Annotated in this window: 11 protein-coding genes; 3 read left to right on the top strand and 8 right to left on the bottom strand. The window is 70.9% G+C overall.

The annotated features are described in order from the left end of the window. Positions 1 to 3: 3 nt before the first annotated feature. The 5 genes from AB0M27_RS16795 to AB0M27_RS16775 form a co-directional block, all read right to left on the bottom strand. Entirely contained in the window at positions 4 to 762 is a 759-nt protein-coding gene (locus AB0M27_RS16795) for an amino acid ABC transporter ATP-binding protein (RefSeq protein WP_365722307.1), read from the bottom strand. Next, on the bottom strand, positions 759 to 1661 hold the full coding sequence (locus AB0M27_RS16790) for an amino acid ABC transporter permease (RefSeq protein ID WP_365722305.1): 903 nt from the start codon (positions 1659 to 1661) through the stop codon (positions 759 to 761). The genes AB0M27_RS16795 and AB0M27_RS16790 overlap by 4 nt, the downstream gene beginning before the upstream one ends. Then, positions 1658 to 2542 carry an ABC transporter substrate-binding protein gene (locus AB0M27_RS16785; protein ID WP_365722303.1) on the bottom strand — a complete coding sequence of 295 codons (885 nt, stop codon included), beginning with the start codon at positions 2540 to 2542 and terminating at the stop codon, positions 1658 to 1660. Before AB0M27_RS16785 ends, AB0M27_RS16790 begins: the two co-directional genes overlap by 4 nt. A 314-nt stretch (positions 2543 to 2856) precedes the next feature. Further along, complete coding sequence (locus AB0M27_RS16780) at positions 2857 to 3513, bottom strand: MBL fold metallo-hydrolase (protein WP_365722301.1); 657 nt, start codon at positions 3511 to 3513, stop codon at positions 2857 to 2859. A gap of 44 nt (positions 3514 to 3557) precedes the next feature. Next, positions 3558 to 4244, bottom strand: coding sequence for a maleylpyruvate isomerase family mycothiol-dependent enzyme (locus tag AB0M27_RS16775; protein ID WP_365722299.1), 687 nt, complete (start codon positions 4242 to 4244; stop codon positions 3558 to 3560). 224 nt (positions 4245 to 4468) lie between these two features. On the opposite strand from AB0M27_RS16775, the gene uvrA reads away from it, so the two are divergent. Next, positions 4469 to 7495 carry an excinuclease ABC subunit UvrA gene (gene uvrA / locus AB0M27_RS16770; RefSeq protein ID WP_365722297.1) on the top strand — a complete coding sequence of 1009 codons (3027 nt, stop codon included), beginning with the start codon at positions 4469 to 4471 and terminating at the stop codon, positions 7493 to 7495. A gap of 163 nt (positions 7496 to 7658) precedes the next feature. Here the strand turns inward: uvrA and AB0M27_RS16765 are convergent, their stop codons facing one another. Continuing rightward, entirely contained in the window at positions 7659 to 8570 is a 912-nt protein-coding gene (locus AB0M27_RS16765) for a carbohydrate kinase (RefSeq protein WP_365722295.1), read from the bottom strand. After that, positions 8567 to 9697 (bottom strand): LacI family DNA-binding transcriptional regulator, encoded by a 1131-nt coding sequence (locus AB0M27_RS16760; RefSeq protein ID WP_365722293.1) that lies wholly within the window; start codon positions 9695 to 9697, stop codon positions 8567 to 8569. Before AB0M27_RS16760 ends, AB0M27_RS16765 begins: the two co-directional genes overlap by 4 nt. A 244-nt stretch (positions 9698 to 9941) precedes the next feature. Here AB0M27_RS16760 and AB0M27_RS16755 point away from each other — a divergent pair, with 244 nt between their 5' ends. Further along, a complete protein-coding gene (locus AB0M27_RS16755) occupies positions 9942 to 10370 on the top strand; it encodes a Rieske (2Fe-2S) protein (protein ID WP_365722291.1) in 429 nt (142 codons plus the stop codon). 555 nt (positions 10371 to 10925) lie between these two features. Here AB0M27_RS16755 and AB0M27_RS16750 read toward each other — a convergent pair. Continuing rightward, positions 10926 to 11873 carry a hypothetical protein gene (locus tag AB0M27_RS16750; RefSeq protein WP_365722289.1) on the bottom strand — a complete coding sequence of 316 codons (948 nt, stop codon included), beginning with the start codon at positions 11871 to 11873 and terminating at the stop codon, positions 10926 to 10928. Positions 11874 to 12224: 351 nt separating this feature from the next. Between AB0M27_RS16750 and AB0M27_RS16745 the strand changes: the two genes are divergently transcribed. After that, a complete protein-coding gene (locus AB0M27_RS16745; protein ID WP_365722287.1) occupies positions 12225 to 12461 on the top strand; it encodes a hypothetical protein in 237 nt (78 codons plus the stop codon). Positions 12462 to 12483: the final 22 nt, after the last annotated feature.

The following is a 12483-nucleotide window of genomic DNA, read 5'->3' as shown; positions in this document are numbered from 1 at the left end:
CCGTCACAGCCGGCCCGCCTCCACGATCCGCCGCAGGAAGCGCCGCGTGCGCTCCTGCTGCGGGTCGCCGAAGACCTGCTCGGCGGTGCCGCGCTCCAGCACGACGCCACCGTCCAGAAAACAAACCTGGTCGGCGACGTCCCGTGCGAAGCCCATCTCGTGCGTCGCCAGCACCATGGTCATGCCGTCGTCCTTCAGATCCCGCACGACCTCCAGCACCTCGCCCACGAGTTCGGGATCGAGCGCCGCCGTGATCTCGTCCAGCAGCAACAGCCGGGGCCGTACGGCAAGCGCCCGCACGATTGCCACACGCTGCTGCTGGCCGCCGCTGAGCCGGTCCGGGTAGGCATCCGCCTTGGCGCCCAGTCCCAGGCGCTCCAGCAACTCCCTGGCCCGTTCCTCGGCCTCCGCGCGGGAGACGCCGTGCACCCGGCGGGGCGCCAGCGTGATGTTGTCCAGCACGGTCATGTGCGGGAAGAGGTTGTACGCCTGGAAGACCACGCCGATCCGGCGCCGGACCGCGTCCTGGTCGACACGGGGATCGGTGATCTCCTCACCGTCCAGCCAGATCGCGCCGTCGTCGATCTCCTCCAGGAGGTTGGCGCAGCGCAGCAGCGTGGACTTGCCCGAGCCGGAGGCGCCGATCAGCGCGGTCACCGTGTGCGGGGCGACCTCCAGACCGACGTCCCGCAGCACGACGGAGCCGCCGAAGGTCTTGCGGACGGACTCCATGCGCAGCACGGGTGCGACTGCGTCGCTCATAGCGATCCTCCCTGGGCCCGCTGCCGGTCCATCCGGGCCGTCACCCAGTCCGTGAACCGGGTCATCGGAATGGTCAGTGCGACGAAGACCAGGCCCGCGACGATGTACGGCGTGTAGTTGAGGCTGCGCTGGGCGATGATGTCGGCCGCCCGTACGGCGTCGATCGCGCCGCCGATCGACACGAGCCCGGTGTCCTTCTGGAGGGACACGAGGTCGTTCAGCAGAGGCGGCACCTGACGCCGTACCGCCTGGGGAAGCACCACGTACCGCAGCGCCTGACGGTTGGTCAGGCCCAGCGAGCGCGCCGCCGCGCGCTGCGAGGGGTGCACGGACTCGATGCCGGCGCGGAAGACCTCGGCGACGTAAGCGGAGTAGGTCAGTGTCAGCGCCGTACCACCGAGCAGGACGGGATCGACGGTCACGCCCTGGAGGCGCAGTGCGGGCACCCCGAAGACCACGATCATCAGGTTGATGATCAGCGGCAGTCCGCGGAAGAAGTCCGTGTACGCGGCCGCCAGCACCCGCAGAGGGAAGAACACGGGCCCGGGCAGGGTGCGCGCGATGGCGATCAGCATGCCCAGGACGAGCACCAGCACGCCGCAGATCAGCAGCAGCCGGACGTTGAGCCACAGCCCTTCGAGGACCTTGGGGAAGGCCTCACGCGCGTACTGCCCGTCGAAGAAGGTCTCCTTGGTACGCGGCCAGCCGGGCGCGTTGACGACGACCAGATAGAGGACGACGCCGGTGACCAGGGTCGAAACGGCGGCGATCGCCGTCGCGCGGCGGGCACGCGCGTGCTTGTGACGCTCGCGCTCCAGTCGCCGCTCGGACGGGACGTACCCGTCGCGCATGTCGTCCTTGCCGGAGTCCGCCCCGGACTCCTCCATCGTGACCGTCACTTGAGCACCGGAGCGTCGACGGCGTCGGACAGCCACTGCTGCTCCAGCTTCGCCAGCGTGCCGTCCTTGCGCAGGGCGTCCACGGCCGACGTCACGCACGACGTGAGGCCGCTGCCCTTGTCGAGGACGAGCCCGAACTGCTCGGGCGTTCCGCCCTTGTTCTCGAACTGGCCGACGATCTTGGCGTTGGTCACCTGGGCCGAGGTGACGTAGAAGGCGGTCGGCAGATCGGCGACGATCGCGTCCACCTGACCGTTCTTGAGCGCGGAGACGGCCTGGTCGTTCTTGGAGTACGCGGCCGCCTGCTGCGACGGCTTCACCACGTCGCTGATGTAGTCGAGGCTCGTCGTGCCCACCTGGGCGCCCAGCTTGAGGCCCTTCAGGTCCGCGACGCTCGTCGCCTCGGCGGCCTTGCTGCCCTTCAGCGCGATGACTGCCTGGCGCACGTCGTAGTAGCCCGAGGAGAAGTCGACGGCCTTCTTGCGCTCGGCACTGATCGAGACCTGGTTGATGTCGAAGTCGAAGGTCTTCTCGCCGGGAGCGAACGCCTTGTTGAACGGCACGCTCTGCCAGACGACCGCGCCCTGGCCATAACCCAGTTGCCGGGCCACGGCGTAGGCGACCGCCGACTCGAAGCCCTTGCCGTTCGCGGGCTTGTCGTCCTTGAACCAGGGCTCGTACGCCGGTTCGTCCGTCGCGATCGTCAGCTTTCCGGACGTCTTGGTGGCCAACTCGCCCTTGGCGCAGCTCTTCGCGGCCGAGCCGGAGGGGGAGGCCGATGCCTTCTCCTCCGGCTGCGGAGCACAGCCGACGGCGGTGGCGAGCAGGGCTACGGTGGCGGCGGCTGCCGCACGGCGCAGGACACGAGGGGCTGTGTACATGGCGGGAGATTGGCAGCGAACCCCGCGTTTGTCCAGGTCACGACCATAACTGTCCGCATACTGGGAACGGGTGTTGCGGTCGTGTGAACATCCCTCACGGCCCGGGCCCTCGGCCTGGGCCGCCGGCCGAGGGCGGGGTTGAAGACCGGCGGCCCTGCCGCAGAGGCGCCGTCACCCTCTGCGGGTTTGCCGCCAGTTGACCGCGTGACAGGGCGAGCGGGGAGCGCGTACGCGCCCCCGGCGCGTGTGAAACGTTCACACGGGGCGCGCGGCGGACAACGTGCCCGGCACTCAGGAGAGAATGCGCCCGCCGCTCACCACCCGCGCGCGTGCCACTCCGGCAGCTGCGGCCGCTCCGCGCCCAGGGTCGTGTCGTTGCCGTGCCCGGGGTAGACCCAGGTCTCATCGGGCAGCACGTCGAAGATCTTCGTCTCCACGTCGTGGATCAGGCTGGCGAAGGCCTTCGGATTCTTGCGCGTGTTGCCGACGCCGCCCGGGAAGAGGCAGTCGCCGGTGAAGACGTGCGGGTGGCCGTGCGGGTCGTCGTAGACCAGCGCGATCGAACCCGGAGTGTGCCCGACGAGATGTCGCGCGATCAGCTCCACCTGTCCCACCCTGATGGTGTCGCCGTCGTCCACGAGGACATCGGTGGGCACGGGGATGCCGGGGGCGTCCTCGCGGCCGGCGTAGGTACGCGCGCCCGTGGCCGCGACGACATCGGCGAGCGCCTGCCAGTGGTCGCCGTGCTGATGCGTGGTGACGACGGACGCGATGCCGTCGTCACCGATCATGCCGAGGAGTGTCTGCGCCTCGTTGGCGGCGTCGATCAGAAGCTGCTCGTCGGTGGCCCGGCAGCGCAGCAGATAGGCGTTGTTGTCCATCGGGCCGACCGCGATCTTCGTGATCATCAGGTCCTTCAGCTCGTGCACATCCGCCGGTCCGCCGACCCTGACCTCTCCGGTGTACGTCATGACGATCAGCCTATAGCGGAGGGGACCCGCGGACCCTCCGAGACCTACAACGGAGGCAGCTTCGGCAGCTCGCCGTTCGCGGTGAGGCCGGAGCCGTCGCGTCGCCCGGCGAGCCAGCCGAGCAGGTCGGCGGTCGTACCCTCGACCCCGACCGGTCCGCCCTCCGCTCCGCCGCCCGTGGTCCAGATCCGGCCATTGCCTGCGCTCAGGCCGGTCGCGGGCACCTCCTTGTGCCCGGCGAAGCGCTCCGCCAGAAAGGCGATCTCCCGGTCCGTGAACTCGGCCGGAAGATCCTCCAGCTCGTACCCGACACCGAGATCGACGTGGTGCAGCTCGACCTCGGCCCACCGCCGGAACGGCACGCGGGACGCCGAGTCGGTGACCCCGTTGCGCAGCTCCACCGTGCGCGACCAGTCCGCCGGCACGTCCCCCGTCGCCTGGAAGCGGGCCGCGCTCTCGCGCAGGTCGGTGAGCTGGTCGTCGAGGGGACGCGGGGCGTCACGCTCGATGTCGGCGTCCCGCGCCTCGGCGCTCGCGTACATGGTGCGGCCCTCGAGAACGTTCACGAGCGCGTCCGCGTTGCGGGCGACGTGGGCGAGGATGTGCCCGCGGGTCCAGCCCGGAAGCCGTGACGGCTCGCCGAGCGACGCGTTGTCCAGTTTGGCGACCGCGGTGAGGAGTCGTTCGGTCGCGTCACGTACACATGCCAGGTCATGAGCGTGATCAATCATGGGCCTGACATTAGCCCCACCACACCTTCGGGTGAAGGTGGTGAACGTCGGCCGCAAATCGAAAGCACGTGCTATATCGTCGGAGGCGGCGTCGGGCATGCTGGATGGCCGGGGATTGTTATGCAACCGGAGAATCCGACCGGCGTTGTCAGTGGCTCCCCCTAGTCTGAAGAAGCACGGGGGCCCCGCCCCTGTCACTTCTCTCAAGAAAGGTGCGGACCGGCGTGGCCGACCGTCTCATCGTCCGTGGCGCGCGCGAGCACAACCTGAAGAATGTCTCGCTCGACCTGCCGCGTGACTCGCTCATCGTCTTCACGGGCCTGTCCGGGTCGGGCAAGTCCTCCCTTGCCTTCGACACGATCTTCGCCGAGGGCCAGCGCCGGTACGTGGAGTCGCTCTCCTCGTATGCCCGGCAGTTCCTCGGCCAGATGGACAAGCCGGACGTCGACTTCATCGAGGGCCTGTCCCCGGCGGTCTCCATCGACCAGAAGTCGACCTCGCGCAACCCGCGCTCGACGGTCGGCACCATCACCGAGGTCTACGACTATCTGCGTCTGCTCTTCGCGCGCATCGGCAAGCCGCACTGCCCCGAGTGCGGCCGCCCGATCTCCCGCCAGTCGCCGCAGGCCATCGTCGACAAGGTCCTGGAGCTGCCGGAGGGGAGCCGCTTCCAGGTCCTGTCGCCGCTCGTGCGCGAGCGCAAGGGCGAGTTCGTCGACCTCTTCGCCGACCTGCAGACCAAGGGCTACTCCCGCGCGCGCGTGGACGGGCAGACCATCCAGCTGTCCGACCCGCCGACGCTGAAGAAGCAGGAGAAGCACGCCATCGAGGTGGTCGTGGACCGCCTCACGGTGAAGGAGTCCGCCAAGCGCCGCCTCACCGACTCGGTGGAGACCGCCCTGGGCCTGTCCGGCGGCATGGTCGTGCTCGACTTCGTCGACCTCCCCGAGGACGACCCCGAGCGCGAGCGCATGTACTCCGAGCACCTGTACTGCCCGTACGACGACCTGTCCTTCGAGGAGCTGGAGCCTCGCTCCTTCTCCTTCAACTCTCCCTTCGGCGCCTGCCCCGACTGCACCGGCATCGGCACGCGCATGGAGGTGGACCCCGAGCTGATCGTCCCGGACGAGGAAAAAACCCTGGACGAGGGCGCCATCCACCCCTGGTCGCACGGGCACACCAAGGACTACTTCGGCCGCCTGATCGGTGCCCTCGCGGACGCGCTCGGCTTCCGCACGGACATCCCGTTCGCGGGCCTGCCGCAGCGGGCCAGGAAGGCCCTGCTCTACGGCCACAAGACCCAGATCGAGGTCCGCTACCGCAACCGGTACGGCCGCGAGCGCGTGTACACCACGCCCTTCGAGGGCGCGGTGCCGTTCGTGAAGCGCCGGCACAGCGAGGCCGAGAGCGACGCCAGCCGCGAGCGCTTCGAGGGCTACATGCGCGAGGTGCCCTGCCCCTCCTGTGAGGGCACGCGCCTGAAGCCGATCGTCCTCGCGGTCACGATCATGGAGAAGTCGATCGCCGAGGTCTCCGCGATGTCGATCAGCGACTGCGCGGACTTCCTGGGTCGGCTGAAGCTGAGCGACCGTGACAAGAAGATCGCCGAGCGGGTGCTGAAGGAGGTCAACGAGCGGCTGCGCTTCCTGGTCGACGTCGGCCTCGACTACCTCTCGCTGAACCGCGCGGCGGGCACGCTGTCCGGCGGCGAGGCCCAGCGCATCCGTCTGGCCACCCAGATCGGCTCCGGCCTCGTCGGCGTCCTGTACGTCCTGGACGAGCCGTCCATCGGCCTGCACCAGCGGGACAACCACCGGCTGATCGAGACCCTGGTCCGGCTCCGCGACATGGGCAACACGCTCATCGTCGTGGAGCACGACGAGGACACCATCAAGGTCGCCGACTGGGTCGTGGACATCGGCCCCGGCGCCGGCGAGCACGGCGGCAAGGTCGTGCACAGCGGCTCCCTCACGGAGTTGCTCGCCAACACCGAGTCGCAGACCGGCGCGTACCTCTCGGGCCGCAAGGCGATCCCGCTTCCGGACATCCGCCGTCCCCGCGACCCGTCCCGCAAGCTCACCGTGCACGGCGCCCGTGAGAACAACCTTCAGGACATCGACGTGTCCTTCCCGCTGGGCGTGTTCACGGCCGTCACTGGCGTCTCCGGATCCGGCAAGTCGACGCTGGTCAACGACATCCTGTACACACACCTGGCCCGCGAGCTGAACGGCGCGAGGAACGTCCCCGGACGGCACACGCGCGTGGACGGCGACGACCTGGTCGACAAGGTCGTGCACGTCGACCAGTCGCCGATCGGCCGCACCCCGCGGTCCAACCCGGCGACGTACACCGGCGTCTTCGACCACATCCGCAAGCTGTTCGCCGAGACCACCGAGGCGAAGGTCCGCGGCTACCAGCCCGGTCGCTTCTCCTTCAACGTCAAGGGCGGCCGTTGCGAGAACTGCGCGGGCGACGGCACGATCAAGATCGAGATGAACTTCCTCCCGGACGTCTACGTCCCGTGCGAGGTCTGCCACGGCGCCCGGTACAACCGGGAGACTCTGGAGGTCCACTACAAGGGCAAGTCCATCGCCGACGTGCTGAACATGCCGATCGAGGAGGCCACCGACTTCTTCGAGGCCGTCCCGGCCATCTCCCGGCACCTGAGGACGCTGAAGGACGTCGGCCTCGGCTATGTCCGCCTCGGCCAGTCCGCGACCACGCTCTCCGGCGGTGAGGCCCAGCGCGTGAAGCTGGCCAGCGAGCTGCAGAAGCGATCCACCGGACGCACGGTCTACGTCCTGGACGAGCCGACCACCGGTCTGCACTTCGAGGACATCAGCAAGCTGCTGAAGGTCCTCGGCGGCCTGGTCGACAAGGGCAACACGGTCATCGTCATCGAGCACAACCTCGACGTGATCAAGACCGCCGACTGGATCGTGGACATGGGTCCGGAGGGCGGCGCCGGCGGTGGACTCGTGGTCGCCGAGGGCACGCCCGAGGAGGTCGCCGGGGTGCCGGCCAGCCACACCGGCAAGTTCCTGCGCGAGATCCTCGGTGCCGACCGCATCAGCGACGCCGAACCGGTGAAGGCGCCGCGGGCCGGCACGGCCAAGAGGACGGCCGCCGCGAAGACGGCGGCGAAGAAGACGGTGACGGCCAGGGCCAACAACACGGCGACCAAGAAGGCCGACGCGGTCACGAAGAAGTCGACGACCGCGAAGAAGACGACGCGGGCACGCAAGGCCTGACACATCACCAGAAAAGTGGCGCCCCGCGGGAACTCCCCGCGGGGCGCCACTCGTTCCACCATCAGCCACCCCGGCTCCGAGGTCCGCCAGGTCCCCCGCACCACGGGTCCGGCCGCACCTTGACAACAGCAGAGAGGAAAACAGCAGAGAGAAAAGGGGCCGCTCACAGTTCGCCGAGCTCGGCCGCGAACGGCGGCTCGGCCCCAGCCCGCGAGCAGGTGATCGCAGCCGCGCGTGCCGCGAAGCGCAGCAGCCGCGTCCAGCCCTCCGTCCCGAGGGCGGCGAGCGCTTCCTCCGACAGCGCGTCCAGGGTGGAAAGCCCGTGCAGCAAGGCCGCGTTCACCGTGTCACCGGCGCCGATGGTGTCCACCACGGCGACCCTCTCGCCCGGTACGGAGTACTCCGCGCCGTCCCGGGTGAACGCCGTCAGACCGTCCCCGCCCCGGGTCACCACCACGGCCGCCGGTCCCGCGGCCAGCCACTCGCGCGGGGTGCCGCCCAGCCACTCGGCGTCCTCCGCGGACAGCTTCAGCAACGTCACCGAGGGCAGCCAGCTCTTGAAACGCGCCCGGTAGGCGTCCGCGTCCGGGATCAGTCCCGCCCGGATGTTGGGGTCGAGCGCGGTGAACAGCCGCTGCCCGGCCGCCGCGCGCATCAGCTCCTCATAGGCGCTCGCCCCCGGTTCCAGGACGAGCGAGCACGTACCGAAGGACACCGCGCGGGTGCCGGCGGGCATCGCGGTGGGGGCGGTGAACAGACGGTCGGCGGTGCCGTCGACATAGAAGGAATAGGCGGCCGAGCCACCGTCGTCGATCGTGGCCACCGCCAGCGTCGTCGGCTCCGTTCCGCGCTGCACGCCCGACACGTCCACCCCAGCGCGCCGCAGCCCGTCGAGCAGGGCCTCACCGAAGGCGTCGTGCGACGTCCGGGAGCAGAACGCGGTGCGGGAGCCGAGCCGGCCGAGGGCCACGGCGGTGTTGTACGGGCCGCCGCCGAGCGCCGGCTTCAGGGCCGCTAGGGCTCCGGAGCCCTGCGGTACCAGGTCGATCAGTGCCTCACCGGCGACGACGATCACGAGGCGGTTCCCTTCTGCGACGGCGTGGATGATGCGGTGTGCCCGGACTCCTCGGACCCGCCCGGCGCCTCCGGGCACCCGCAGGACGTGCGATGGACGAACGCGCACGGCAGTCGCACGGTCCGGGTCGGCCGGCGCGGCTCGTCGAGACGGTCCAGGAGCACCCGGACGGCCTGCGCGCCCAACTCCCTGCTGGGCTGGGCGATGGCGGTGAGCCGGGGTGAGAACAGATCGGCCCAGGCGAAGTCGTCGAAGCAGCACAGGGCGATGTCGTCCGGGACGGACAGGCCGTGCCGGCGCAGGGCGCGCAGGGCGCCGATGGTCATGGCGTTGTTGGCCGTGACGAGTGCCGTGGGCGGTTCGGGGAGGGCGAGCAGGGCGGCCGTGGCCTGCTCGGCACCGGTGGACTCGGAGTTGCCGGACACCAAAAGCCGTTCATCGAGGTCCAGGCCGGCGGCGCCGAGGCCGTCCCGGTAGCCGGAGACACGCTCACTGGTGGTGCTGAGCCCGGGCAGGCCCGCGACCAGGCCGATCCTGTGGTGGCCCAGCCCGGCGAGATGGGTGACCAGACGGGCGGTCGGCTCGGCGCTGTCGGCGCATACCTGGTCGTACCAGGGCGTGTCCTCGTCGGGGGCGGCGCCCGCTCCACCACCCACCACAGAGCGGTCCGACACGTCGGTGTCGATCACCCGGTCCAGGAACACGGTCGGCACGGCGTGGCGGCGGAGATAGCCGACGAGTTCGTGCGGACGCGCGGAGGGAGCGACGATCACGCCGTCCACCCGGCGCTCATGGAGGAGCTGCACGACCTTGCGTTCGTGCCCGGGGTCGTCGTGCGGGTCCGCGATGAGCAGGCTGTAGCCCGCCTCCAGGACGGCGGCCTCGACGCCCTGCAGGATCTCCGTGAAGTACGGGTTGCTGATCGCCGACACCGCGAGCCCGATGGAGCGGGTGCGGGAGGTCACCAGGGACCGCGCCAGGGTGTTGGGGGTGTAGCCGAGGGCGTCGACGGCGTCCAGCACGGCTTGGCGGGTGTGGGGCAGCACCGGGCGGGTGCCGTTCAGGACGTGAGAGACGGTCGCCACGGAGACCCCTGCGCTCCGCGCGACGTCCGCCATGGTGGGCATCGTGTCTCCCTCCTGCACCGCGACCGGGGCGAAGGCCTTCCGGCCGGGACGCTATCCCATTGACCGCCCCTGCGTAAACGCTTGCGTAAGCGTTTACGTCGACCGCACGGTCTTCCCAGAGCGCCCCTTCGCTCCTCACTGCCACACCCCGCCCCCGTCCCTGCGGTCGTCGCCCCCGCCCCGGGGCCGGCGCTCGTGCCCGGGTATCGTCACGACGCACACCCCTCGAGCAGTGGAGTCCCAGATGCCCGCCCGACCGTCCGCGAGCCGTCGTACCGTCCTTCGAGGGGCCGCTGTGGTCCCGGTCGCCGGGCTCGGCCTGGCCGCATGCGCGGCGCCGAGCCAGGGCAGCTCGGTCGCGGCCACCCCGACCGCGCCGGTCGACCTCGGCGCCGAGAACGAGGTGTCGAAGGGCGGCGCCAAGCTCTACCGGGACCACAACGTCGTCGTCAGCCGCGACGGGAGCGGCGCGCTGAAGGCCTACAGCACGATCTGCACGCACGCGGGGTGCCCCATCAACACGCTCCAGGGGACGACCCTGATCTGCCCCTGCCACGGCAGCCAGTTCGACGCGGTCACGGGCAAGGTGGTCCAGTCACCGGCCACCGAGCCCCTGACCGAGCTGCCGGTGAAGACCACGAACGGCAGGATCATCGCCGGCCCGGGCGCCTGAACGGACAGCCACGCTGACGCCCTGGGCGCGTGAACGGGGTGTACGGCCGCGCAACACCGCCGGCGCAGCCTTGCGCGCCGTCATGCCCCGGCGCGGCCGTGCCGCCACGCCGCCGCATCGGGCAGCCGCGTCCCCGCTGGGCCCCAGCCTCGGCCCGGCGCGGCTTGGGCCCTCGGGCCCTAGCGCCCCGGCTCTGGTCCCCGGTCCGCGGCTCCCGGCTCTGGATCCCCGGCCCTCGGCCTCCGGTCCTCGCCGACCCCTCGGCTCCTTGCCCCCGGTCCCCCCCAGGCCCCGCTGTCGTCGAGCGCCGCGCCACACTTCCCGGGCCGTCACCCGCGCCCCTGTGTCACCACAGGTACCGCCGAGCCGCCCCGCCCCACCCCACCCCGCCCCGCGCGCTCGCCTCCCCGCGCGCCACGCCCAGCGCCCACGCCTGCGGGGCGCACGCCCCGCTGACCCACGCCCATCGCCCCGCGCCCGGCATATCCACACCCCCCGCGCCCAGCTCGTCCCACTCATCCGAACCGTCTCAACAGACTCACACCTGCTCCGGTATCACTCCCATTCCCAAGCGATCCCGACGATCCCCGGCCGTATCCGTGGCTCAACCACGTGGACGCAGTGGTGGGGGCCGGTGACCGGCAGTTCGTGGCGGCCGGTGCGGGGGGCCGCCGTCGAGTGCTGGGTGAAACGGTGGCAGCGGGCCGGCAGCGCGGCCGCGTCGAAGCGCACCTGGAGGGCGTACTGGCCGCCGGAGAAGCCGAAGCGGTGGAGGTACTCGCGGCTGGGCCCGGCCGTGCCGTCCTCGATGCCGTACCGGAAGAGGAAGGTGTCGCCGGTGCGCAGCCGGGTGTCGAAGAGCAGCTCCGCGGCCAGTACGCCGGTGTCCTGGTCCCAGCGGACGCGTCCGGTGCGGCAGTTCTCCAGCGCCCGCACCCGGATGTCGTGCGGGCGGCAGCCGGGGTCGCCGTGGTGAACGGCGACGAAGCGGTCGACGCCGTCGCGGTGGGCCCGCACGATGTGGTGGGCCTCGCGGCCGGCCAGCTCGCGCCGGGCGCCGATGCGGACGCATTCGTGGTGGCCCACGGTGTGCAGCCCGCCGTCGAGGGACCATCCCAGCTCGGCCCGGAGCCGGTCCAGGACGTCCGAGGCCTCGATCAGGGAGCGGTAGGAGCGCCCCGCCGGGCGGCCGCCCGCCGCGCGCCCGTCGGCCGCGGCGAGCAGCCGGATCAGTGACTCGTCCGGCAGCTGGAGGATCTCCTCCAGCGCCCGTACGGCCCGCAGCGACTCCGGGCGCTGAGGGCGGCGGGCGCCCTGCTGCCAGTAACTCAGGCTGGTGACACCGACCTTGACCCCGTGCCGGGACAGATGGTGCTGGACGCGCTGGAGCGGCAGCCCGCGTGCGGCGATCGCGGCGCGCAGCGCCACATGGAAGGGGCCGCCCCGCAGGGCCGTGTCCAGTTCCGCGATGGGGAGGTGCGCGTGCTCTGTGGCATGCCGCATGCCGGGGCGCCTTTCTGTGTGGTGTCGCTACGGCTGGTCAGACCGCCTGCGCTGGTGTGCGGGGCCACCCCCGTGGGCGTCGTGGACGCCCTGGCTGTGCACGCCGCGTTCGCACGCGTGCGTGCACGGCCCCGAGTTCCCCCGCATTGAAGCGTGTTGACCAGACCCCGACAACACCTCTAACCCGCCACGACCACCCGTGGCCGGGCCGCGTCTGCGCGCCGGAGCCCGCGGCCGCGAGCGTCAGGCCCGCCCGAGCCGGCCGATGGGAAGACCGACGCGTGACGGAGACGTGGACTTTCGACGGTCGAAACCTGGCTGACCGGCTCCGCCGGGCGCCGGCTGTCCGTGGTGAGCAACAGCGAACGCGCGCTGGTGATGCTTCTCGACGGAGAGGACGACCCGGAAGCCCACGCCGTCTCCGCGGGATCCGGAGGGGTCAGCGTGGGTTTCCGGCTGGCGAACGGGCAGTGCGACACGTACCCCGACGAGGACACCGTGCCGCTCGACGAGGCGTTCCGTATCGTGCGGCACATGATCCGCACGGGCGTGCCGCCGGCCGGCACCGGATGGGTTGTGGACGGCTGAGCGGCACGGCGTAGGCGTTGTG

The organism is Streptomyces sp. NPDC052107 (genome assembly GCF_040680215.1).
Taxonomy (GTDB): Bacteria; Actinomycetota; Actinomycetes; order Streptomycetales; family Streptomycetaceae; genus Streptomyces.
Note: the sequence above shows the minus strand (reverse complement) of the source record. Positions and strands in the feature narration are given on the sequence as shown.